Consider the following 23,335-nt stretch of genomic DNA (forward strand, 5'->3'; position numbering starts at 1 on the left):
ACGCCGGGACCCATGCTGAGCATCCCTGACCCCGGCTACGTTTTATTCAACATGGGCCCCGGCCCTTGCCGGGGCGACCTTGTTCAGTTCCACCAATGCGAAGTCGTCCCTGCCTCCGGCAGCCTTGCCTGCACCACCTGGTGCACGATGCCCGCCTCGAGCGCCTGCTCGGCGTCGAAGATGCGTGCGTTGCCGGTCAGGTTGCCGCGGATGTTGGCCTTCAGCCCCGCGCCGTCGGTGGCTTCCTCGAAGATGCGGGCGTAGCGCTCGGCATCGAAATCCAGGCAATCGCGCCACTCCGATACCCGCGAGTGATCTGCCGCGACCAGGTTGCCGAAGCCCCAGTGCAGGGGATGTACGAGAAAGCGCGTGCCCGGGCACGCGTAGCGCTTGCCGGCCGCAAGGAAGATCGGCACCCCGACCGATTCGACGCTGCCGATGTTGTGGGTGGTAAGTGGCAGCGGCAGCGATTTCAGGAAGAAATACAGCGCGAAGCCGGCCGTCATGTTGCCGCCTTCGGTGGACATGTGCAGCGCGATCTCGCTGGCCCCGCTTTGCAGCGCCTGCAGGCACAGGTTGCGCACCGTGCACACGGAGTGCTGGTTGATGGGGCCGATGAAATGGACGATGTGCAAGGACAATGGTTTCTCCCGACGGGTGGGGTGGGCGTGCGGCCGGGGCACTGCCCAGCCTCACCCTGCCCACGCGCTCAAACGGTGCAAGCGTCGCTTGAACGCGTGGGCAGACAAGCTGCCCACCCTACGGGGAAAGCATAGCAACTTTGGCTACATCACAGCGTCCTGCTGGCTAACTGCCCCGATAGGTCGAGTACGACCACGGCGTGACCACCAGCGGCACATGGTAGTTCTGGGCCGCATCGGCAATGCCGAAGGCAATGGTCACGCGGTCGATGAAGCGTGGTTGCGGCATCTGGACCCCCTGGCCGGCAAAGTAGTCGCCCGCATGGAACACCAGCTCGTACTGTCCGGCGCGCATTGTCTCGCCCTCCAGCAGCGGCGCGCCGCAGCGCCCGTCCTGGTTGGTCGTGTCCGTCTTCACCAGTCGCCGGCCCGCCGCGCCCACTTCGTACAATTCCACTTTCACGCCCGCGCCCGGCTTGCCGTGGGCGGTGTCGAGTACATGGGTGCTGAGTTTTCCCATCGCCTGTCCCTATATAGAAAACATGAAATGACTTATGCGGCCGATGATATACCGATGTGCTTCTGACAATATATGATCGGGGATATACCCGCTCCAGGCCCGCACCAATGACCACCTACGACAACTACCCGCGCGACATGATCGGCTACGGCCGCACTCCACCGCATGCAAAGTGGCCGGGACAGGCCCGGATCGCCCTGCAGTTCGTGCTCAATTATGAAGAGGGCGCCGAGAACAACGTGCTGCACGGCGACCCCGCGTCCGAGACCTTCCTGTCCGAGATCGTCGGCGCCGCAGCCTTCCCGATGCGGCACATGAGCATGGAATCGCTCTACGAATATGGCTCGCGCGCGGGGCTGTGGCGCTTGCTGCGCATCTTCGAGCAGCGCCATTTGCCGCTGACGGTCTTTGGCGTGTCGATGGCCTTGAAGCGCAACCCCGAAGCGGTCGCCGCCTTCCGCGAGCTGGGCCACGAGATCGCCTGCCACGGCCTGCGCTGGATCTCGTACCAGAACGTCGACGAGGCCACCGAGCGCGCGCACATGCGCGAGGCGGTCGAGATCGTCCGCGAGCTGACCGGCGCCCCGCCGCTGGGCTGGTACACGGGACGCGATTCCCCTAACACCCGCCGGCTGGTGGTCGAGCACGGCGGCTTCGAGTATGACGCCGACCACTACGGCGACGATCTGCCGTTCTGGGAGCGGGTGGACTATGTGGACGCCGCCGGCATCCGCCAGACCCGGCCGCACCTGGTGGTGCCGTACACGCTGGACACCAACGACATGCGCTTTGCCGCCATGCAGGGCTTCAACTCGGGCACCCAGTTCTTCGACTACCTGAAGGACGCCTTCGACGTGCTGTACCAGGAGGGCGATCCGCACGGCTTGGACCGGCCCAAGATGTTGTCGATCGGCCTGCACTGCCGCCTTGCGGGCCGCCCGGCGCGCGCGGCGGCGCTGGCGCGCTTCCTCGACTACGTGCTGCAACACCAGCATGTCTGGATCACGCGCCGGATCGATATCGCCCGGCACTGGAAATCGGTGCATCCTTACAAAGGCTAAGTACTGGCATATAGTGAAGCAAATATAAGTTACATCATCTTTTCAATATAAGCTCATCGGGGACGGATGTTAACCTTGCGCCTTGGGTTAAAAGCGAGACAACAATGTCAGATCCGATCCGTTTCTATTATCGGGGCGAAGTGCATGAAGTGCACGATGCTGCGCCCACGCGCACGATCCTGCAGCACCTGCGGGAGGACTTGCACTGCACCGGCACCAAGGAAGGCTGTGGCGAAGGCGATTGCGGCGCGTGCACGGTGGTGGTGGGTTCGATCGAAAACGGACAGCTGGAACTGAAGACGGTGAACTCGTGCATCCAGTTCCTGCCTACGCTGGACGGCAAGGCGCTGTTCACGGTGGAGGATCTGCAGCAGCCGAACGGAGCGCTGCACCCGGTGCAACAGGCGCTGGTCGAATGCCACGGATCGCAGTGCGGCTTCTGCACGCCCGGCTTTGCCATGTCCCTGTGGGGCATGTACCTCAAGCAGGACGGCAAGACGCCCAGCCGCGCGCAGATCGACGATGCGCTCTCCGGCAACCTGTGCCGCTGCACCGGCTACCGTCCCATCATCGACGCCGCGCAGCGCATGACCGAGCTGCCGCGCGTGGCGTTCGATGGCGACACGCTGGCGGGAGAACTGCGCGGCTTGCAGCGCGATGCGAGCCTCGACTACGCGGGCGCCGGCAAGCGCTTCCACGCGCCGCGCACGCTGGAAGAACTGGTGCGCCTGCGCGCTGGCTACCCGCGCGCGCTGCTGCTGGCCGGCTCCACCGACGTTGGCCTGTGGGTGACCAAGCAGATGCGCGAGCTGGACGACATCATCTACCTGGGCCAGGTCGAAGAACTCAAGCGGATCGCCGAGCGCGACGGGATGATCGAGATCGGCGCCGGCGCCACGCTCAACGACGCCTACGCGGCCGTGTGCCACTACTATCCGGATGAGCTGTCCGAGCTGTGGCAGCGCTTCGCCTCGCTCCCGATCCGCAACGCGGGCACGCTGGGCGGCAACGTGGCCAACGGCTCGCCGATCGGCGACTCGATGCCGTGGCTGATCGCCCTGGGCAGCCAGGTCGTGCTGCGCGGTCCCGATGGCGGGCGCGTGCTGGCGCTGGAAGACTTCTACCTCGGCTACCAGCAGAAGGACCTGCGTCCTGGCGAATTCGTGCAGGCGCTGCGGGTACCGCTGCCGCATGCCGGGCTGCGGCTGCGCACCTACAAATTATCCAAGCGCTTTGACCAGGACATCTCGGCGGTATGCGCCGCGTTTGCGGTCACGCTGGAGGGCGGGCGCATCGCGCGCGTGCGCATCGCATTCGGCGGCATGGCCGCAACGCCCAAGCGCGCTGCAGCGGCCGAAGCCGTGCTGGCCGGCCGCACCTGGACCGAGGACGTGCTGGCCGAGGCAATGGCGGCACTGGAACAGGACTACGCGCCGCTGACCGACATGCGCGCCTCGTCCGCATACCGGATGCAGGCGGCGCGCAACCTGCTGCGCCGCTTCTGGATCGAGACGCGACCCGCCGATCCGCTGCCACGCGAGGCAGTGAACGCGTTCGCGCTGGGAGGGAACGTATGAACGACGCAGGTACTGCGGTATTGCAGACGCCCGGGTGGACGGCGGTTGGCGTGGCGCGTCCGCACGAGTCGGCCGCGCTGCATGTGCTCGGCCAGGCCCACTACACGGACGACATCCCGGAAGTGCGCGGCACGCTGCACGCGGCGCTTGGCCTGTCCAGCAAGCCGCATGCGCGCATCATGGCGATCGACCTTGTGCCCGTGCGCGCGAGCCGCGGCGTGGTGGCAGTGCTGACGGCCGCCGACATCCCCGGCGCTAACGACTGCGGCCCGATCATCCACGACGACCCGATCCTGGCCGACGCTCTGGTGCAGTACGTCGGCCAGCCGCTATTCATCGTGGTGGCGGACACCCACGACAACGCGCGCCGGGCCGCGCGGCTGGCGCAGGTGACATATGAAGAGCTGCCCGCGATCCTCACGCCCCAAGCCGCGCGCGCCGCGCAAAGCTACGTGCTGCCGCCGATGCGCCTGGCGCGGGGCGACGCCGCCGCTGCTTTCGCGCGCGCGCCGCACAAGGTCAGCGGCGAGCTGTACGTCGGCGGCCAGGAGCAGTTTTACCTCGAAGGCCAGATCGCGTACGCGATTCCCAAGGAAGACAGCGGCATGCAGGTGCTGTGCTCGACCCAGCACCCGAGCGAGATGCAGCACGTGGTGGCGCACGCGCTCGGCCTGCACTCGCACCACGTGGTGGTCGAATGCCGGCGCATGGGCGGCGGCTTCGGCGGCAAGGAATCGCAGTCGGCGCTGTGGGCGGCGGCAGCGGCGGTGGCGGCGGCGCGGCTCAAGCGCCCCGTCAAGCTGCGCGCGGACCGCGACGACGACATGCTCGTCACTGGCAAGCGCCACTGCTTCCATTACGAGTACGAGGTCGGCTACGACGACCAGGGCCGGATCCTCGCCGCAAAGGTGGACATGGTGTCGCGCGCCGGCTTTTCGGCCGACCTGTCCGGGCCGGTGGCCACGCGTGCCGTCTGCCACTTCGACAATACCTACTACCTGTCCGACGTCGAGATCCGCGCCGCCTGCGGCAAGACCAACACGCAGTCCAACACCGCGTTTCGCGGCTTCGGCGGGCCGCAGGGCGCGATCGCGCTCGAGTACGTGATCGATGAGATCGCGCGCAAGCTCGGGCGCGATGCGCTCGATATCCGCAAGCTCAATTTCTATGGCGTCGGCGAGCGTGACGTCACGCCGTATGGCCAGCGCGTGGTGGACAACGTGATCCACGAACTCGTGGCCGAGCTTGAGGCATCGAGCGAATACCGCGCGCGGCGCCAGGCGATCGCGTCCTTCAACGCCGCCAGCCCGGTACTCAAGAAGGGCATGGCGCTCACGCCGGTCAAGTTCGGCATCGCGTTCAACGTGAGCCACCTGAACCAGGCCGGCGCGCTGGTGCACGTATACGTGGACGGCTCGGTGCTGGTCAACCACGGCGGCACCGAGATGGGGCAGGGCGTCAACACCAAGGTGATGCAGGTGGTGGCGCACGAACTGGGCGTGGAGATGGCACGCGTGCGCATCAGCGCCACCGACACCAGCAAGGTCGCCAACACCTCGGCCACCGCCGCCTCCACCGGCGCCGACCTGAACGGCAAGGCGGCGCAGGATGCGGCGCGCCAGATCCGCGAGCGGCTGGCGGCGTTCGCGGCCAGGGCGCATGGCGGCAATGCCGAAGACGTGCGCTTCGCCGCCGACACGGTGTTCGTCAATGGCCGCGAGCTGCCGTTCAACGAACTGGTGCAGGCCGCCTACCTCACCCGCGTGCAGCTGTGGTCGGACGGCTACTACGCCACGCCCGGCCTGTCGTGGGACGCCTCGACCATGACCGGCAACCCGTTCCAGTATTTCGCGTACGGGGCGGCGGTGTCCGAAGTGGTGGTCGATACGCTGACCGGCGAATGGAAGCTGCTGCGCGCCGACTGCCTGTACGACGCCGGCAATTCACTCAACCCGGCGATCGACATCGGCCAGGTGGAAGGCGCCTTCATCCAGGGCATGGGCTGGCTCACGACCGAGGAACTGTGGTGGAACGCGGGCGGCAAGTTGATGACGCATGCGCCGTCCACGTACAAGATCCCGGCAGTGTCGGACTGTCCGCAAGACTTCCGCGTGCGCCTCTTCAAGAACACGAACGTAGCCGACTCGATCCACCGTTCCAAGGCGGTGGGCGAGCCGCCGCTGCTGCTGCCGTTCTCGGTGTTCTTTGCCATTCGCGATGCGATTTCAGCCGTGGGCGACCACCAGGTCAATCCGCCGCTGAACGCGCCAGCGACCAGCGAAGAGATCCTGAAAGCGATCACCGCCGTGCAGGCGGCAAGTACCGCATGATGCAAGCCTGGCTGGCACAAGCAGGCGCAACGCCCGCGGTGCTGGTGACCGTGGCGATCGTCGAAGGGTCCGGGCCGCGCGAGCCGGGGGCGAAGATGCTCGTGGACGCCCATGCCATCCATGACACGATCGGCGGCGGACATCTCGAGCTGCGTGCGGCGGAAATGGCGCGCGCGATGCTGGCAGGCGGCGAGGGAAGGCGACTGGAACGGTTTGCGCTGGGGCCGAGCCTGGGCCAGTGCTGCGGGGGCGTGGTGCACCTGGCGTTCGAGCGCGTCGATCGCGAGCAGATCGCGCTGCTGAAGGCACGCAGCAATGACGATACCTGGCGGCTGGTCGCGCTCGATGGAGAGCCTGACAGCTTGCTTTTCGACGCCAACGGCTGCCCCGTCGTCCCGGCGAACGCCGGGACCCATACGTCGCGTGAGCAGCCACACCGCGATCAATCGGCCGGCAACCCGAGCCCCGTCGTCCCCGGCCTCGCCGGCAGGCCGGCGGGGACCCATGGACAGCTTGCGCGGCCGGAACGTGAGCAGTCACATCACGACCTCGGCATGGGTCCCGGCGTGCGCCGCGACGACGGGCCGTTGGCATTCGCGCGCCACCGCGGGACCCACGTGATGCAGGAACAGGACGGCCGCCGCTGGCTGGTGGACCTTGTCGCCGCGCCGCGCGCCCAGCTGGTGCTGTTCGGCGCCGGCCACGTGGGCGCGGCCATCGTGCGCGCGCTCGCCGACTTGCCATGCCGTGTCACCTGGGTGGACGAGCGCGAGGACCTGTTCCCGTCAACCGTCCCGTCCAATGTGACGATCGAGGCCACCGACACGCCCGAAGCCGTGGTGGCCAGCGCCCCGGACAACGCCACCTATCTGGTCATGACCCACAGCCACGCACTTGACCAGCGCCTGTCCGAAGCGATACTGTCGCGCCCTGGCGTCGGCTGGTTCGGTTTGATCGGTTCGCACACCAAACGCAAGCAGTTCGAGCACCGCCTGCGTGCGCGCGGCATCGATGACGGCCGTATCGCGGCAATGGCCTGCCCGGTCGGCGTGCCAGGCATCGAAGGCAAGCAGCCCGCGGTGATCGCCGCCGCGGTCGCTGCGCAGCTGCTGCAGGTGTGGGAGGCGCAGGCCGCGCAGGAGAGCGCCGCGCCCGTCGCCATGAAACTCGTCGCATCCTCAGAAAGAATTTGATGTCAACCGCAACAGAGAACCTGCAGGCCTTTCGCGCAAGCCTGCTGTACTTCCGCGCCGACCCGGCGTTCGACGACCAGGCCCACGTGTGGCACGAGGACGGCCTGCTGCTCGTCGAGGGCGGCCGGATCAAGGCTGCGGGCGACCACCAGGCGCTGGCCCCAAGCCTGCCGCCGGGCGTGCCTGTGCACGACTACCGCGGCATGGTCATCACGCCAGGCTTCATCGACACCCACCTGCACTATCCGCAGACGGACATGATCGCCTCGCCGGCGCCGGGCCTGCTGCCGTGGCTGGAGACCTATACCTTCCCGACCGAACGCCGCTTCGGCGACCCCGCGCATGCGCGCGCGGTGGCCGATTTTTTCCTCGACGAGCTGCTGCGCTGCGGGACCACCACCGCCATGGTCTACTGCAGCGTGCACCGCGAATCGGTGGACGCATTCTTCGAGGCGAGCGAGGCGCGCGAGCTGCGCATGGTGGCCGGCAAGGTGCTGATGGACCGCCACTGCCCCGAGTTCTTGCGCGATCCCGTCGATGCCGGCGCGCGCGAGAGCGAAGCGCTGATCGGCAAATGGCACAAGCGCGGGCGCAACCTGTACGCGATCACGCCGCGCTTTGCGCCCACCTCCAGCGAGGACCAGCTGCGCCTGGCCGGCGAGCTGGCGCGCGCCCATCCGGACACCTTCATCCAGACCCACGTATCGGAGAACGAGGACGAATGCGCCTGGGTGCGCTCGCTGTTCCCGTCCGCGCGCAGCTACCTGCACGTGTACGACCACTACGGCCTGATGCGCCCGCGCGCCATGTTCGGCCACTGCATCTGGCTCGACGAGAACGACTTCGCGCGCATGGCCGACACGCAGTCCGCAGCCGCGGTGTGCCCGACCTCGAACCTGTTCCTGGGCAGCGGCCTGTTCGATTTCGACAAGGCCGACGCCGCGCGCACGCTGCTGGCGCTGGGGACGGACGTGGGCGCCGGCACCTCGTTCTCGATGTTGCAAACAATGAATGAAGCGTATAAAGTTGCGCGACTGAAAGGCAGCTACCTGCCGGCGCTGCGGATGTTCTACCTCGCCACGCTCGGCGCTGCACGCAGCATGCAACTCGAAGGCGCGATCGGCAGCCTGGCGCCGGGGAACGAGGCCGACTTCATCGTGCTCGACCCCAAGGCCACGCCGCTGCTGGCGCGCCGGACTTCACACTGTGACACGCTCGAGGAACTGCTGTTTGCGCTGGCGCTGCTGGGCGACGACCGTACGGTGCGCGCGACCTTTGCGGCAGGGCGCAGGGTGCACGAGCGCGCGGCGTCCTAACCACTCGAGAGAACACGATCTATGCAGAAGAAACTGAGCAGCGGCGCGCTGCTGATCGCGCTGGCCTTCGCCGGCGCGGCCCATGCGGCTTCCCCGAAATCGAACGAGGCCGCAACAAGCCGTCATTACGCCGCGCTCGTGGCCGGCAGCGAGCCGAAGCTGGCCGAGCTGACCCTGTTCTTCTCGCAAATGCCCAAGGGCGGCGACCTGCACCACCACTATTCGGGCGCGATCTACGCCGAGCAGTACCTGGACTTCCTCGACAAGGATGGCTGGTGCGTCAACAAGGCGACCTACAAGATCGAGACCGACAAGGCGGTGATCGACGCCGAGCGCGCCAAGCCGGCCGGCGAGCGCGCCTGCCTGTCCAAGTCCGAGGTGTATGCCGACGACTTCACCTGGCGCGAGTTGCTGCAGCGCTGGTCGAGCAAGGACTTCAAGAACCACAGCACCCTGCAGCCGCCGCCGGACCGCCAGTTTTTCCAGACCTTCGGCTACTTTGGCCCGGTATCGAGCACCAACTTCCATGATGGCCTGGTGAAGCTCAAGGAGCGCGCCATCGCGGAGAACGTCAGCTACATCGAGACGATGTTCAAGATGTCGCCGTCGGTCGTCAACAAGCAGTTCGACGACGAGGCGTGGAAGAACGCGCACGACGACGCTGCCCTCGACGCGCAGATGCGCAGCTGGATGGCGGCGCTCGACCAGGACCCGGCATTCCAGCGCTCGATCGCCGACTTCGTGGCCAGGATCGACGAGGCAGCGCAAGGCATCGACGACCAGAACTTCACGATGCGCTACCAGACCTACGTGCTGCGCCTGTTGAACCCGTCGCAGGTGTTCTCGTCGATGGTGTCAGGCTTCAAGGCCGCATCGATGAGCGACAAGATCGTCGGCGTGAACATCGTCGGTCAGGAGAGCACGGCGGTGTCGATGCGCGACTACACGCTGCACATGAAGATGTTCCGCCTGCTCAAGGCCAAGTACCCGGACGTGAAGGTGGCGCTGCACGCGGGCGAGCTGGCGCTGGGCGACGTGCCGCCCGAGGGCTTGCAGTTCCACATCGAGCAGGCCATCACGCTCGGCCACGCCAACCGCATCGGCCACGGCATCGACCTCGCGCACGAGACCAACGCGGTGGCGGTGATGAAAACCATGCGCGAGAAGGGCATCCCGGTCGAGATCAACCTGACCTCGAACGGCTTCATCAACGGCATCTCGGGCGAGAACCATCCGGTGACGCTGTACCGTAAATACGGCGTGCCTTACGTGATCTCGACCGACGACGCCGGCGTCACGCGCCACAACCTGGCCAACGAATACGTGCTATTCGCCAGCCGCTACAAGCCTTCATATGCGGAGGTGAAGAAGGCCTCGTATGACAGCATCCGCTATTCGTTCCTGCCGGCCGCGGACAAGGAGCGCTTGCGCCGGCAGCTGGACGAACGCTACGCCCGGTTCGAGGCGGAAATTGCCAGCCTCGACCGGACCGCGGCAAAGGCAAAGCGCTAGCCAACGCGACGCACGCCGGACCCGAGCGCGCGGCTTCGTGCCGCTCGCCGGGCGAGTCCGGCCGGGCTCGCCCAAGACGTTAAATTTCCTTCAATAAGCCGTGCCGGGATGTCGCCTTCTTGCGACAAATTTTCCACGCGCCGCACCGGTTTGTCCAATTTCCCGCCGAAAGAGTTTCCGTGTTGACGGCTGATCTATAGAATCGCGGGGTTATGTTCGCTTGGCAAAGGCTACGGCTGAAGGGCAACAGGCGCCGGAACCTTGGAATTATATGTATAACGTATAAATTCCCAAGCGAAAACATATTTGCCACACACCCAGGGCTCATGCAATATCGAAACGGGAATGAATTCTTTTGCAACTTCCTGTTGCGCCTAAAAGCTTGCCGAGCTGTCACGGGTTTGACATATCTGCACCTTAAACTGCTGCGCTGGACAACTGCTTCGAAGAAAGTAATGTCCAGCGGACAAAAGCTTGCCGTTGTCGTTTCATAATAAAACTTTAGGGAGTTTTCAATGCATTTCAATCAACAGCCGAAGCTGCGTCTGAGCATGATCGCTCTGGCATGCCAGCTGGCATGCCTGGCCGGCACGGCCAGCGCACAGGTCACGGACAGCACCACTGTTCCGCCGGAAGACCCGAAACGAACCGTGGTCATCGTCGGCAAGAAAATCGGTATGGGCCTGATGGTGACGGAAGACGCTCCGAAGGCGCGTTCGACCATTACCGCCGAGGAACTGGAAAAGCAGCGTCCGACCGGCAATGCATATGAAGCTCTCGAAATGCTGCCGTCCGTCAACAGCTACAACAACGACGCGACCGGCCTGTTCGGCGGCGGCCTGACCCTGCGTGGCTTCAACAGCGACCAGATCGGCGCCACCATCAACGGCGTGCCGGTCAACGACTCGGGTAACTTCGCCGTGTACCCGCAAGAATACGTGGACCAGGAAAACACCTGCTCCGAATTCGTGACCCAGGGTTCGACCGACGTCGATTCGCCGCAAGTGGGCGCATCGGGCGGTAACTTCGGCATCGTCACCTGCAACCCGGAAAACGCCAGCCGCGTGCGCGTGATGCAGACGCTGGGCCAGCTGAACATGTACAAGACCTTCGTGCGCTACGACACCGGCCTGTGGGCCGACAAGCGTTCGAAGATGTTCGTCTCGGTGTCCAACGCCAAGGCTGACAAGTGGAAAGGCCAGGGCGAGGCCAAGCGCCAGCACCTGGACGCCGGCTTCAACTACGATTGGGACCGCTTCAACTACATCCACGCAACCCTGCTGTGGAACGAAGCCCACAACAACAGCATCAACAACCTGACGCTGGACGAGCTGAACAAGAACGGCTACTACTACGACACCAGCTCGACCTTCGCCGGCCACCTGACCCCGGTCAAGGGCACCGCGCAGAACGAAACGCTGAACACCCCGCCGTACTATGGCCTGTACCTGAACCCGTTCAAGAACGCCATCTTCTCGGCCACCGCCAAGTTCCGCCTGGCTGACAACACCGACCTGAAGATCGTGCCGTACTACTGGTATGGCTTCGGCAACGGCGGCATCCAGCAGAAAGCCGTGAAGGAAGCCGGCTCGTTCCTGCCGTACGACACCGCCAGCAAGAAGATGACCGGCAACGTGGACCTGAACGGCGACGGCGACACGCTCGACACCGTCATCATGGCCAACGCCAGCGTCACCCGCACCAACCGTCCGGGCCTGAGCGTTTCGCTGACCCACACCATCGGCGAACACGTCCTGCTGGGCGGCCTGTGGTACGAGCGCGCCTCGCACAAGCAGACCGGCGAGATGGTGCCGGTGACCGCCAAGGGCGATCCGGTGGATGACTACCTGCAGAACCAGAAAGTGATCGGCCCGACCGGCGCTGCTTACGAGAGCCGCAACTCGAAGACGATCTCGACCGCTTACCAGGCGTTCTTGCAGGACACCTTCAGCGTGGGCGAGAAGGCCATGTTCAACGTCGGCCTGCGCACTCCGTACGTCAAGCGTGACGTGACCAACTACGCCAACGAAGGCGCAGCTGCCTACGGCACCTTCAACATCGAGCGCACCTACCACACCCTGCTGCCGCAACTGGGCGCGCGCTACCGCCTGACCGCCGACGACCAGCTGTTTGCCAGCGTGGCCCGCAACATGCGCGCTCCGGCCAACTACGTGTTCACCAACACCGGTTCGAACGTGCAGCTGGTGGGCGGCGTGCCGACCCTGATGAAGGACGTGCAGGCTGAAACCTCGTACAACACCGACATCGGCTACCGTCACCAGGACAGCAAGTACATCGCCACCCTGACCGTGTTCGACGTGAACTTCAAGAACCGCCAGGGCAACGCGTATGATCCGTTCACCGGTGCCAACACCTACACCAACATCGGTTCGGTGCGCAACCGCGGCTTCGAGATCGAGGCGAACAACATGCCGATCCACGGCTGGTCGTTCTACGGCTCGATCGGTTACCAGAAGAGCGAGATCAAGAACGACATCGTGGTCGGCTCGACCGCCGCGAACTCGGGCACGCTGGCAACCAACGGCAAGGAAATGATCAACACGCCGCGCTGGAAGGGTGGCCTGTCGGCTGAATACCAGGACGGCGCGTTCTGGGTTCGCGCCAAGGCCAAGGCAACCAGCAAGCAGATGGCCTCGCTGATGAACGACGAAGTCGCTCCGGGTTACACCACCTTCGGTATCGACGGCGGCTACACCTTCGCGGACCTGGGCCTGCTGAAGCGTCCGAAGCTGACCTTCAACATCAGCAACATCACCAACAAGCAGTACCGCAATCCGTCGAGCACCTCGTCGACCAACGCCCTGAAGTACCCGGGCGTGAACAGCGTCTCGACGATCCGCTACTACCTCGGCGCACCGCGCTTTGCGTCGGCCACCCTGTCGGTCGACTTCTAAGCGAGGCGACCCCGCCTGCTGCCCGCCGGGCAGCAGGCGGCACAAGCCGATCAACAACAGGCCTTCGGGCCTGTTTTCACATCCGCTTTCGTAAAGTATTTACCTATGCCCTCCCGTCGTTTCCCCCTTGCGCTGCTGCTGGCGCTGACACTGGCCGGCTGCGCCACCGCCCCGCGCGCCCCGGTCGAGCTCAACATCGTCGCGCTGAACGACTTCCACGGCAACCTGGAGCCGAGCAAGTACAACTACAAGGGCGCCGACGGCAAGACCGAAACCCTGCGCGCGGGCGGCATCGAGGTGCTGTCCGGCGCGCTCAAGGCCTGGCGCGCCGAGGACAAGGACCTGCTGGTGGTCGGCGCCGGCGACCTGGTGGGCGCCAGCCCGGCGCTGTCGTCGATGTGGGCCGACGAGCCGAGCATCGACGCGATGAACATGCTGGGCCTGTCCGCGAGCGCGCTGGGCAACCACGAGTTCGACGCCGGCCGCAAGGAACTGCTGCGCCAGCAGAACGGCGGCTGCGATTCGCCCCGTCCGGACAAGGCGTGCAAGCTCGCGCCAGGCTTCGGCGGCGCGCGCTTTGCCTACTTGGCCACCAACGTGACCGACAGCGCCACCGGCAAGCTGCTGGTGCCGGGCTGGCGCATCGAAGACGTCAAGGGCGTCAAGGTGGGCCTGGTGGGCGCCGTGCTGCAGGGGACCGCCTCGGTGGCCATGTCCAGCGCCATCGCCGGCCTGACGTTTGCGGACGAGGCAGAATCGATCAACAAGGCCGTGCCGCAGATGCGCGCGGCCGGCGCGCAGGTCTTGATTGCGCTGATCCACGAGGGCGGTTCGACCGTCGATGCCCCGGACCAGCCGGACTGCGCCAACCTGAAAGGCGCGATCGTCGATATCGCCAAAAAGCTCGATCCGGCGATCCGCGTTGTCGTCAGTGGGCACTCGCACACCGGCTACCTGTGCAAGGTCGATGGCCGCCTGGTCAGTCAGGCCGATGCCGCCGGCCACCTGCTCACGCGCATCAAGATGACGGTCGATCCGGCCAGCGGCACGGTGCAGTCGGTGGCTGCGCGTAACATCATCCTCAAGCCGGGCGATTACGCGCCGGAGCCGCAGGTCTCGGCCTTCCTCGCCAACGTGAAGGAACGCAGCCGCGAGCAACTGGCGCGCCCGATCGCGCGGCTGGGCGTGACCATGGTGGCGCGCAAGAGCAGCGAAGCGGGCGAATCGCCGCTGGGCGACCTGATCGCCGACGCGATCGTGGCCAAGATGCGCGACCAGGGCGCGCAGATCGGCTTCATGAACCCGGGCGGCATTCGCAAAGACCTCGAGGCCAACGCCGACACCACCACCACCTACGGTCACGCGCAGGCGGTGCTCCCGTTCGGCAACACGCTGGACCTGATGGACCTGACCGGGGCCCAGATCCGCGCGCTGCTGGAGCAGCAGTGGGCGCGCCCGGCAGCATCCGAGTCGATGGTGCTGCAGGTGTCCAAGGGCTTTTCCTACCGCTGGGACGAGAAGCAGCCCAAGGGCAGCCGCATCGTGCCCGGCAGCGTCAAGTTGAACGGCGTCCCGCTCGACGACAACAAGACCTACCGCGTGGTTGCCAACAATTTCCTGGCCGAAGGGGGCGACAACTTCCCCGAATTTGCCAAGGGAACCAACCGCGTCGCCACGCCGATCCGCGACCTCGATGCGCTGATCGAATACCTGGGCAAGACGCCGGATGCGCTGGCGCCGTCGGCGTCGCTGGCAGCGAGCGCACGCATCGAGAAAGTGCGCTGAGCCGAACGCATACAATACGAGCAGTCCAATCCAAGGAACCAGACCATGAAAAAACTCGCATTCGTCCTGGCGCTGTCCGGCGCTTTCGTGTCCACCAGCGCGCTGGCGTGGGGGCCGGACGGCCACCGCGCCGTGGGCGCCATTGCCGACAAGCTGATCAAGGGCACCAACGCCGAGAAGCACGTCAAGGAGCTGTTGCAGCCGGGCGAGTCGCTCGAGGCCGTGGCCAACTGGCCGGACTGCGTCAAGGGCAATTACTGCGGCCCGCAGTCGCCCGAAATGGTCGAGTACGTCAACGCCAACCCCAAGCACCAGGAGTACCACTACACCGACGTGCCGTTCCAGTTCGACCACTACCATGACGGCGACGTCGGCACGGCGGACGACGACATCGTGCAGACGCTGAAACAGGCGATTGCTGTGCTGCAGGGCAAGGACACGCCGCAGACCAACCCGCACCACTTCACCCGCCGCCAGGCGCTGATCCTGATCACCCACATGACCGGCGACATCCACCAGCCGCTGCACGTGGGCGCCGCCTACGTGAGCAAGGACGGCAAGTTCGTGGTGCCCAAGAAGCATGGCGACATCGACGCGGTGGGGATCTTCGATTCGCGCGGCGGCAACAACTTCCTGGTGGACGACGCCAGGATCGAAAAGCTGGCACTGGCCAACGACATCCCGCCGGGCGAGCCCAAGCCGGAAAAGCCGGGCGTGCCGAAGAACCTGACCAAGCCTTTCCACTCGTACTGGGACGGCACCACGGTCAACTACGCGTTCCGCCGCCTGCGCACCAAGACGCCGGACCAGTTCGCGCAGACCGTCATCGATAGCAAGCCGGCGGTGACCATGAACACGGGTGACGTGTCCACCTGGCCGTACCAGTGGGCGGACGACACGCTGATCTATTCGAAGCAGGCGTACGCCGACGTGACGGTCGGCCCCCTGACGCCGCAGGTGTCGAAGAAGGGCGAGACCTACTACACCTGGACGATGGAAGTGCCGGCGAATTATCCGGTGCCCAGCTCCGCCATCGCCAAGAACCAGCTGATCAAGGGTGGCTACCACCTGGCCGCGCTGCTCGAGGCGATCTGGCCGTAGGGTGGGCGGGTCTCCCGCCCACGCGTTCAGATCACGCGCGCACCGTGGCGACATTGACCGTAGCTGGACGCATTCCGCACCGTCGCCCGGGCGAAAGCCGGCGCCCATGCTGAGCTTGCAGGACATGGGCGCTCAGCATGGGTCCCGGCGTGCGCCGGGACGACGGGGGAACGGGAAGGCAACCGGTTGCCACTGCACTCATAAGCAACCACGCGCGCTCACCAACATGACATCGACGACCGGGCGCTAGAATAGGCGCTCGTCCACCCACACTGCATCCGCATGAACCTCAGGACATTGCTATCGCTGGCAGGCGGCGCCTGCCTTTCCGTGACCGCCTGGGCGGCCGACCGCACGCCGCAGCCCCTGTGGGAAGCGGGCATCGGCGCCGGTGGCGTTTCCACCCCGGCCTATCCGGGCGCGCACACCCAGTCGAACCGCGCGCTGGTGCTGCCTTTCCTCATCTACCGCGGTGAAGTCCTGCGTTCGGACCAGTCGGGCATTGGCGCGCGCCTGCTGCACAGTGACACCACCGAATTCGACGTCGGCTTTGCCGCCTCGCTGCCGGCACATTCCAAGGACGTGGATGCACGGCGTGGCATGCCGGACCTGGGCACGCTCATCGAATTCGGGCCGCGCCTGAAGGTGAAGGTGGCCGAGTTCGACCCCGACAGGCGGCTGCGCTTCGAATTGCCGGTGCGCGCCGTGATCGAAGTGAAGAGCGGCCTGCGCCGTCAGGGCTGGACCACCGAGCCGCGGCTGGTCTACGAGGTGCGCGACGGCCGCGTCTGGACCTGGGACGCGCAGCTGGGCGCGGTGGTGGGCGACGAACGCATCAACCGCTATTTCTACGAGGTGGCGCCGCAGTTCGCCACGCCCACGCGTCCCGCATACCACGCCAAATCGGGGCTGATGCTGGTGCGGACCGGACTGTTCGCCTACCGCAAGCTCAACCCGGATTGGCGCTTCTTCGGCTTCGTGCGCTACGAGTCCTACGCGGGCGCGGCCAACGACAACAGTCCCTTGATGCGCAAAGCCAACGGCGCGTCGGCCGGGTTCGGCTTTGCGTGGACGCTCGCGCGCTCGCGCGAACTTGCCCACGATTGATAAATCAACGAAAGATTGCGCGATAACAAGTTCCCGGCAGGGTAGCGCACCAAGAATGAACACTTCGCGATTCCTTCACGGAGGCATGACATGTTCATTCGGCGCTTCTGCCTGGGCCTTGGCGGAGCCTTGTTCGCGCTGGCCGCACACGCGGCAGCGGTCGATCCATTTGCCGACCACAACGGCATTGTCCCGGCGCGCGCCGACTACAACGGCGCGCTGTTCCTGCTGAGCTATCACTACCCGTCGGGCCTGCCCGCGCCAGCCATGCCGTGGCGCAGCGCCATCCATGCTCGCCAGATCTCGGTCCAGAACGCGCGCTACTACGTGGCCGCGCTCAAGGACACGGTGGCAAAGGACATGCACGAGCTGCTGCAGGACTACGACAGCTGGGACCCGGACCGGCGCGGCTGGTACAACGATCCCTGGCTGGGCGCCCAGCGCGAGGCGATCCACGGGCTGTCGGTGGCGGTGGCCTCGGTGGAGCCGGCCCTGTTCCCGCGAAGCCGCTTGTCCAAGCCGTTCACCACCTACACGGTCACTTACTACAACAAGACCGCCGCGCAAACGCTCGGCAAGATATGGGGCACGAGCGCGATGAGTCCGATCGTGGACCAGGCTTCGACCCAGTACGCGGAAGGCTCGATCACGGTGAAGCTCGCCTTTACCACCGCCGACCCGAGCGTGTGGCCGGCGATGGAAGGGGCGCTGGTGTGGCCGGCCATGGTGACGGCCAATGCGACCACCGGCCAGTTCGACGAACCCACGCTGCACGGCCTGCGCCTGATGCAGGTGGACGTGGTGGTGAAGGACACGCAGTCCGCGCCCCGGACCGGCTGGGTGTTCGCCACCTTCGTGTACGACCGCGACGCGCGCGAGGGCGCGAACGGCATCTGGGACAAGATGGTGCCGCTGGGCGCGCAGTGGGGGCTGGACCCGCAGGTGAACAGCGCCATCGACCCGGACGCGCCGCTGCGCGAATCGTGGATCAATCCGCGCGCGCCGCGCTACGCGATGGAGACGCTGGGCTGGGGAGGGCGCCTGTCGGGGCCGAACGACCACGGCAAGAACGACATCTCGTTCGTGGACGACGGCACGCGCAGGCTGGTGCGCAGCGCGGGCAATACGGCCTGCCTGTCGTGCCATGGCACGTCACAGTGGAACGCGAACAAGCAGGGCATGCCGTCGTTTATCCTGCCGCTGGCGCCGCCGGTTGGCGGGCGCGGTTCACCCTACCTGAACTCGCCGGCGCCGGGGTCCGTCGAGTGGCTGCGCTGGTTCCAGAACCGGCCGGGGAATGTGCCGATGGATGAAGGAAGCATCGCGGGCGACTTTGACCTGGCGCTCACGTTTCGCGTGCTGCCGGCGTGGCAGCAGGCGATGACGGGCAACGCGCACGCGCTGCAGTCGCTCGATGCGAGCGGGAAGAAGATAGAAAGAGTTGGAGCTGAAACCGAGTAGTCAGCCCTTGCACGTCGTCCCGGCTTTCGCCGGGACGACGGTAACGCAAAGCAGGGCGGCTCAGCGGGACTTGACGAACGGCGTACCCAGCGCCTTCGGCGCCACCGACTTGGCCATCAGCCCGGCCAGCACCACCACGGTCACCACATACGGAATCATTTGGATCAGCGCGCCCGGAATGCGGCCCACCACCGGCAGGTCCACGCCTTCGAGCTGGATCTGCACCGCCTGGAACAGCGCGAACATCAGGCAGCCCAGCACCGTGTGCACAGGACGCCAGTTGCCGAACACGAGCGCGGTCAGCGCCAGGTAGCCGGCGCCGGCCGACATGTCGCGCAAGAAGAAGCCGCTCTGCACGATCGCCAGGTACGAGCCCGAGAACGAGCACAGCACGCCTGCGGTCAGCATGGCCAGGTAGCGCGTCTTTGCCACCGACACGCCGGCCGCGTCGGCCGCATGCGGATTTTCGCCGCAGGCGCGCAGGCGCAGGCCGAAGCGGCTGTGGAACACCACCCAGTGCACCAGCGGCAGCAGGATGAAGGCCAGGTACACCAGCACCGAATGCCCGCCGATCACGTGGCCGTACAGCCAGCCGACGAACGGAATGCTGTCCAGCGCCGCCGTGCCGGGCAGGACGATCTCGGAAAAGTGTGCGTCGCCCAGGTCCGGCGTGCGCCCGCCCTGCTGGAAGAAGAACTGCGCGAGCACGAACGTCAATCCGCTCATGGCGATGTTGATCGCGATGCCCGCCACCAGCTGGTTGCCTTTCTGGGTGATCGAGACGAAGGCCTGCACCATGGCGATGGCAGCGGATACCGCCATCGCGGCAGCCACGCCCCACCAGGGGTTCTGGGTCGCGTAGGCCACCGCAGCCGAGACGAAGGCGGAGGCGAGGATCTTGCCTTCCAGGCCAATGTCCACCACGCCGCTGCGTTCGGCGAACAGGCCGGCCAGCGCGGCGAACATCAGCACCGGCGCGTTGCGGATCGTGGAGACGACGATACTGGCAATGTGAAGATCTTCCAGCATGGCTTATCCTTTGGAACGAGTCAGGTTGACCAGCTTGAGCACGGCGGGAGCGTACAGGTTCTCCATCGCGCCGCAGAACAGGATGATCAGGCCCTGGATGAAAATGAAGGTCTCTTGCGGGATGTTCGGTTTTTCCAGCGACAGGTCAAAGCCGCCCTGGATCAGCGCGCCGAACAGCACGGACGACAGGAAGATGCCGACCGGGTGCTGGCGCCCCATCAGCGCGATCGCGATGCCGACGAAACCGGCGCCGGCGGGGAAGTTGAGCGACAGGTAGTGGGTCGAGCCCATCACCGAGTTGACCGCGCCCAGGCCCGCCAGCGCGCCGGAGACCAGCATGGTCATGATGATCATGCGGCTGATCGACACGCCCGCGTAATGCGCGGCGTGCTGGTTCAGCCCCGTGGCGCGCAGCTTGTAGCCGAACGACGAGCGCCACACCACCACGCCGTAGATCACCAGCGCCGCAATCGCGACCAGGAAGGTGATGTTGAGCGGCGCGTCGCCCAGCGGCGAGCTGCCGTCGCTGCCTGCGAACCAGCTCGAGATGCGCGGCATTTCGCCGGCTGCCGCAAACGGGCGACTGGCCGGGTTCTGTTCGCCTTCGGGCACCAGGTACTTCACGATCAGGAAGTTCATCAGGCTGGCGGCGATGAAGTTGAACATGATGGTGGTGACCACCACGTGGCTGCCGCGCTTGGCCTGCAGGTAGCCGGGGATGAAGGCCCACAGCGCGCCGAACACGGCGGCGCCGATCATCGCCAGCGGCACCAGCAGCCAGGCCGGCAGTGCGTGGTCGAACGAGAGCATCACCAGCGTCAGGCCCAGGCCGCCCACGTACATCTGGCCTTCCGCGCCAATGTTGAACAGGCCCGCCTTCATCGCGATCGAGACCGCAAGGCCGGTGAAGATGAAGGTGCTGGCGTAGAACAGCGTGTAGGCCAGGCCTTCCGGATTGAGCACGGCGCTGTTGACCAGGATGCCGAGCGATTCGAGCGGGCTTTCGCCGAGCAGGTGGATCACCAGTGCGGCGACCAGGAGCGCCGACAGCAGGTTCAGGATGGGTAGGACAAAGCCGGTGGCCCAGCGTGGCAGTTCGGTGGTTTTCATGATTTGTGCATCCCGCCCATCAGCAGACCGATGCGGGTCGTATCGAATTCTTCAACTTTGAGTTCGCCCGTGATGCGCCCGCCCGACATGACGACGATGCGGTCCGCGAGGGCGCGCACTTCTTCCAGCTCCACCGACACCAGGAGGATCGCCACGCCTTCGTCGCGCAGGCGCAGCAGCTGGGTGTGGATGCTCTCGATGGTGCCGATGTCCACGCCGCGCGTGGGCTGGCCCACCAGCATGAGCTTGGGGCTGGCCGATACTTCGCGCGCGATCACCACTTTCTGCTGGTTGCCGCCGGAGAGCAGGCCGATGCGCACGTTGGGGTCCTTCGGGCGCACGTCGAATTCCTCGAGCAGGTGCGCGCAGCGCTTGGCGATGGCGTCGAAGTCGAACAGGCCCAGGCCGTTCGTCACGCGGTCCTGGTAGCCGAACACGGTGTTCTGCATGACCGAGAAGTCCTTGACGACGCCATCGCGCAGGCGGTCTTCCGGCACGTGCGCGATGCCCATGTCGCGGAATACGGCGGGCAGGCCATCGGCATTGGAGCGGCCGGCAATCGGCATCTCCTTGCCCATGAATTCCACGCTGCCGGAGCTGGGCAGGCGCATGCCCGACAGGATCTCCATCAGCTCGCTCTGGCCGTTGCCGGACACGCCCGCGATTGCGACGATCTCGCCGGCACGCACCGTGAGATCGATGTCGGCCAACAGCTTGACTCCTTGCGCATCGGCCAGCTGCAGATTGGTCACGCGTAGCACCGGCGCGCCCGGGTTGTAGGGCTTGCGCGGCAGTTCGCTCTGGATCGGGCGGCCCACCATCATGCCGGCCAGCTGCTCCTTGGTGGTGTCAACGGTGGCCACCGCGCCCACCACGCGGCCGGCGCGCATCACGGTCACCTGGTCGGTGATGTCCATGATCTCCTGCAGCTTGTGGGTGATGAGGATGATGGTCTTGCCCTGGTCCTTGAACAGCCGCAGGATCTCGAACAGCGCCGCGGTCTCCTGCGCGGTCAGCACCGCGGTCGGTTCGTCCAGGATCAGGATCTCGGCGCTGCGGTAGATCTGCTTGAGGATCTCCACGCGTTGCTGCGCGCCCACCGACAGGTCGGCGATGGTGGCCAGCGGATCGACGTCGAGCCGGTACTTGTCGCAGATCTCGCGCAGCTTCGCTTCCACCGCGCCGCGCTTGGACTTGAGCTTGAAGCCGCCCTCGGCGCCGAGCATCACGTTGTCGAGCACGGTCATGTTCTCGACCAGCATGAAGTGCTGGTGCACCATGCCGATGCCCAGCGCGATCGCGTCGTGGCTGGTGCGGATCTCGCGCGGCTGGCCGTCGATGAGGACTTGTCCGCTGTCGGCGTTGTAGTAGCCGTACAGGATGCTCATCAGGGTCGACTTGCCGGCGCCGTTCTCGCCGATCACGCCGTGGATCGAGCCCTTGGCAATCGAAAAGCTGACGTCGGCGTTCGCCTGCACCGGCCCGAAGGCCTTGCTTATGTTGCGAAATTCTACGGCTGGCTGCATGTTCAGTCGCTTGCGTTATACGTTCAAAAGCGCGCCGCGCCGGACTTGCCGGCGCGGCGCGCTTTTCAAGTGAGTAAAAAGATCAGATCGGGCAGGAGCTGTTGGCGCGGTAGTCCACCACCTTGATCTTGCCGCTGATAATGTCGGCCCTGGCCGCGTTGACGCGTTTTTCCATCGCGGCCGGCACGACCGCGCGGTTGTCCTTGTCCACCACCCAGTCCACGCCGCCTTCCTTCAGGCCCAGGTAGGTCACGCCCGGCTTCCAGGTGCCGTTCTTCATTTCGGTGAATTCGGTGTACACCGCGTTGTCCACGTGCTTGACCATCGAGGTCAGCATCGCGCCCGGGTGCAGGTAGTTCTGGTTCGAGTCTACCCCGATGGCCAGCTTGCCTTTTTCCTTGGCCTGCTGCAGCGCGCCCATGCCCGAGCCGCCGGCCACCGCGAACACCACGTCGGCGCCACGGTCGAACTGGGCGCGAGCCAGCTCGCCACCCTTGGCCGGGTCGTTCCAGGCCGCGCTGGTGGTGCCCACCATGTTCTGCAGGATCTCGACCTTGGCGTTCTCGGCCTTGGCGCCTTGCGCGTAGCCGCAGGCAAAGGCGCGGATCAGCGGAATGTCCATGCCGCCGATGAAGCCGATCTTCTTGGACTTGGACGCCATCGACGCCGCCAGGCCGACCAGGTAGGAGCCTTCCTGTTCCTTGAACAGCACCGAGTTGACGTTGCTACCCTGGGCCACGCCGTCGATCACGACGAAGCGCACGTTGGGGAATTCCTTGGCCACCTTCTGCACCGACTGGCTTTGCGAGAAGCCGACGGCCACGATCAGGTCCAGCTTCTTGCGCGCCAGGCCGCGCAGCACCTGCTCGGACTGGGTGTCGCTGTTGGCCTGCGCCTCCAGGTAGCCGATGCCGGTTTCCTTCTTGAAGCGCTCGGCGCCGACGTAGGCCGACTGGTTGAACGACTTGTCGAACTTGCCGCCCGCGTCGTACACGATGCCCAGCTTGGGCGCGGCGGCCGCTGCGGCGCTGCCGGCCACGCACAGGGCGGCGATCGTCATGCAGAGGTGCTTAATTTTCATGGGTTGGCTCCTGGAATTCCAATATTGTACCCGGCACAACGGCTGTGTTGGCAGGGCCTGCGCAAGCTTT

General features: G+C 65.6%; 17 protein-coding genes. 11 read left to right on the forward strand and 6 right to left on the reverse strand.

Translation table 11 applies throughout. The annotated features are described in order from the left end of the window. Positions 1–83: 83 nt before the first annotated feature. Both NX773_RS08195 and uraH read right to left on the reverse strand, forming a co-directional pair. Positions 84–641: a ClpP family protease gene (locus NX773_RS08195; RefSeq protein WP_258855873.1), complete on the reverse strand. Its 558-nt coding sequence runs from the start codon at positions 639–641 to the stop codon at positions 84–86. A gap of 166 nt (positions 642–807) precedes the next feature. Further along, positions 808–1,161: a hydroxyisourate hydrolase gene (gene uraH / locus NX773_RS08200; protein WP_258855874.1), complete on the reverse strand. Its 354-nt coding sequence runs from the start codon at positions 1,159–1,161 to the stop codon at positions 808–810. Between the two features lie 107 nt (positions 1,162–1,268). On the opposite strand from uraH, the gene puuE reads away from it, so the two are divergent. The 11 genes from puuE (at position 1,269) to NX773_RS08255 (ending at position 18,519) form a co-directional block, all read left to right on the forward strand. Next, positions 1,269–2,222, forward strand: coding sequence for an allantoinase PuuE (gene puuE / locus NX773_RS08205; protein WP_258855875.1), 954 nt, complete (start codon positions 1,269–1,271; stop codon positions 2,220–2,222). 104 nt (positions 2,223–2,326) lie between these two features. After that, positions 2,327–3,799: a xanthine dehydrogenase small subunit gene (gene xdhA, locus NX773_RS08210; RefSeq protein WP_258855876.1), complete on the forward strand. Its 1,473-nt coding sequence runs from the start codon at positions 2,327–2,329 to the stop codon at positions 3,797–3,799. Next, positions 3,796–6,129 (forward strand): xanthine dehydrogenase molybdopterin binding subunit, encoded by a 2,334-nt coding sequence (gene xdhB / locus NX773_RS08215; RefSeq protein ID WP_258855877.1) that lies wholly within the window; start codon positions 3,796–3,798, stop codon positions 6,127–6,129. The genes xdhA and xdhB overlap by 4 nt, the downstream gene beginning before the upstream one ends. After that, positions 6,129–7,322: a xanthine dehydrogenase accessory protein XdhC gene (xdhC, locus tag NX773_RS08220; protein WP_258856707.1), complete on the forward strand. Its 1,194-nt coding sequence runs from the start codon at positions 6,129–6,131 to the stop codon at positions 7,320–7,322. Before xdhB ends, xdhC begins: the two co-directional genes overlap by 1 nt. Then, positions 7,322–8,638 (forward strand): guanine deaminase, encoded by a 1,317-nt coding sequence (gene guaD / locus NX773_RS08225; protein ID WP_258855878.1) that lies wholly within the window; start codon positions 7,322–7,324, stop codon positions 8,636–8,638. The genes xdhC and guaD overlap by 1 nt, the downstream gene beginning before the upstream one ends. Before the next feature lie 21 nt (positions 8,639–8,659). Continuing rightward, positions 8,660–10,150, forward strand: coding sequence for an amidohydrolase family protein (locus NX773_RS08230; RefSeq protein WP_258855879.1), 1,491 nt, complete (start codon positions 8,660–8,662; stop codon positions 10,148–10,150). A gap of 515 nt (positions 10,151–10,665) precedes the next feature. Next, entirely contained in the window at positions 10,666–13,065 is a 2,400-nt protein-coding gene (locus NX773_RS08235; protein ID WP_258855880.1) for a TonB-dependent receptor, read from the forward strand. Positions 13,066–13,170: 105 nt separating this feature from the next. Then, positions 13,171–14,850 carry a bifunctional metallophosphatase/5'-nucleotidase gene (locus NX773_RS08240; protein WP_258855881.1) on the forward strand — a complete coding sequence of 560 codons (1,680 nt, stop codon included), beginning with the start codon at positions 13,171–13,173 and terminating at the stop codon, positions 14,848–14,850. Positions 14,851–14,895: 45 nt separating this feature from the next. Beyond that, entirely contained in the window at positions 14,896–15,951 is a 1,056-nt protein-coding gene (locus NX773_RS08245; protein WP_258855882.1) for a S1/P1 nuclease, read from the forward strand. A 282-nt stretch (positions 15,952–16,233) separates the two neighbouring features. Beyond that, complete coding sequence (locus tag NX773_RS08250) at positions 16,234–17,058, forward strand: MipA/OmpV family protein (RefSeq protein ID WP_258855883.1); 825 nt, start codon at positions 16,234–16,236, stop codon at positions 17,056–17,058. Positions 17,059–17,148: 90 nt separating this feature from the next. Then, positions 17,149–18,519: a hypothetical protein gene (locus NX773_RS08255; protein ID WP_258855884.1), complete on the forward strand. Its 1,371-nt coding sequence runs from the start codon at positions 17,149–17,151 to the stop codon at positions 18,517–18,519. A gap of 60 nt (positions 18,520–18,579) precedes the next feature. Here NX773_RS08255 and NX773_RS08260 read toward each other — a convergent pair whose 3' ends face one another. The 4 genes from NX773_RS08260 to NX773_RS08275 all read right to left on the reverse strand — a co-directional run bounded on the left by NX773_RS08260 (position 18,580) and on the right by NX773_RS08275 (position 23,265). Beyond that, positions 18,580–19,548, reverse strand: coding sequence for an ABC transporter permease (locus tag NX773_RS08260; RefSeq protein WP_258855885.1), 969 nt, complete (start codon positions 19,546–19,548; stop codon positions 18,580–18,582). A 3-nt stretch (positions 19,549–19,551) separates the two neighbouring features. Further along, positions 19,552–20,658, reverse strand: coding sequence for an ABC transporter permease (locus NX773_RS08265; protein ID WP_258855886.1), 1,107 nt, complete (start codon positions 20,656–20,658; stop codon positions 19,552–19,554). Continuing rightward, positions 20,655–22,184 (reverse strand): ABC transporter ATP-binding protein, encoded by a 1,530-nt coding sequence (locus NX773_RS08270; RefSeq protein ID WP_258855887.1) that lies wholly within the window; start codon positions 22,182–22,184, stop codon positions 20,655–20,657. The genes NX773_RS08265 and NX773_RS08270 overlap by 4 nt, the downstream gene beginning before the upstream one ends. 82 nt (positions 22,185–22,266) lie before the next feature. Further along, positions 22,267–23,265 (reverse strand): BMP family lipoprotein, encoded by a 999-nt coding sequence (locus NX773_RS08275; RefSeq protein ID WP_258855888.1) that lies wholly within the window; start codon positions 23,263–23,265, stop codon positions 22,267–22,269. Between the last annotated feature and the right edge of the window lie 70 nt (positions 23,266–23,335).

This window comes from Massilia solisilvae, assembly GCF_024753215.1.
Taxonomy (GTDB): domain Bacteria; phylum Pseudomonadota; class Gammaproteobacteria; order Burkholderiales; family Burkholderiaceae_D; genus Telluria; species Telluria solisilvae.

Coding starts and splice junctions, on each gene's coding strand:
- uraH (WP_258855874.1), bottom strand. CDS start 1,161: ATGGGAAAACTCAGCACCCATGTACTCGACACCGCCCACGGCAAGCCG.
- puuE (WP_258855875.1), top strand. CDS start 1,269: ATGACCACCTACGACAACTACCCGCGCGACATGATCGGCTACGGCCGC.
- xdhA (WP_258855876.1), top strand. CDS start 2,327: ATGTCAGATCCGATCCGTTTCTATTATCGGGGCGAAGTGCATGAAGTG.
- xdhB (WP_258855877.1), top strand. CDS start 3,796: ATGAACGACGCAGGTACTGCGGTATTGCAGACGCCCGGGTGGACGGCG.
- xdhC (WP_258856707.1), top strand. CDS start 6,129: ATGCAAGCCTGGCTGGCACAAGCAGGCGCAACGCCCGCGGTGCTGGTG.
- guaD (WP_258855878.1), top strand. CDS start 7,322: ATGTCAACCGCAACAGAGAACCTGCAGGCCTTTCGCGCAAGCCTGCTG.
- NX773_RS08230 (WP_258855879.1), top strand. CDS start 8,660: ATGCAGAAGAAACTGAGCAGCGGCGCGCTGCTGATCGCGCTGGCCTTC.
- NX773_RS08235 (WP_258855880.1), top strand. CDS start 10,666: ATGCATTTCAATCAACAGCCGAAGCTGCGTCTGAGCATGATCGCTCTG.
- NX773_RS08240 (WP_258855881.1), top strand. CDS start 13,171: ATGCCCTCCCGTCGTTTCCCCCTTGCGCTGCTGCTGGCGCTGACACTG.
- NX773_RS08245 (WP_258855882.1), top strand. CDS start 14,896: ATGAAAAAACTCGCATTCGTCCTGGCGCTGTCCGGCGCTTTCGTGTCC.
- NX773_RS08250 (WP_258855883.1), top strand. CDS start 16,234: ATGAACCTCAGGACATTGCTATCGCTGGCAGGCGGCGCCTGCCTTTCC.
- NX773_RS08255 (WP_258855884.1), top strand. CDS start 17,149: ATGTTCATTCGGCGCTTCTGCCTGGGCCTTGGCGGAGCCTTGTTCGCG.
- NX773_RS08260 (WP_258855885.1), bottom strand. CDS start 19,548: ATGCTGGAAGATCTTCACATTGCCAGTATCGTCGTCTCCACGATCCGC.
- NX773_RS08265 (WP_258855886.1), bottom strand. CDS start 20,658: ATGAAAACCACCGAACTGCCACGCTGGGCCACCGGCTTTGTCCTACCC.
- NX773_RS08270 (WP_258855887.1), bottom strand. CDS start 22,184: ATGCAGCCAGCCGTAGAATTTCGCAACATAAGCAAGGCCTTCGGGCCG.
- NX773_RS08275 (WP_258855888.1), bottom strand. CDS start 23,265: ATGAAAATTAAGCACCTCTGCATGACGATCGCCGCCCTGTGCGTGGCC.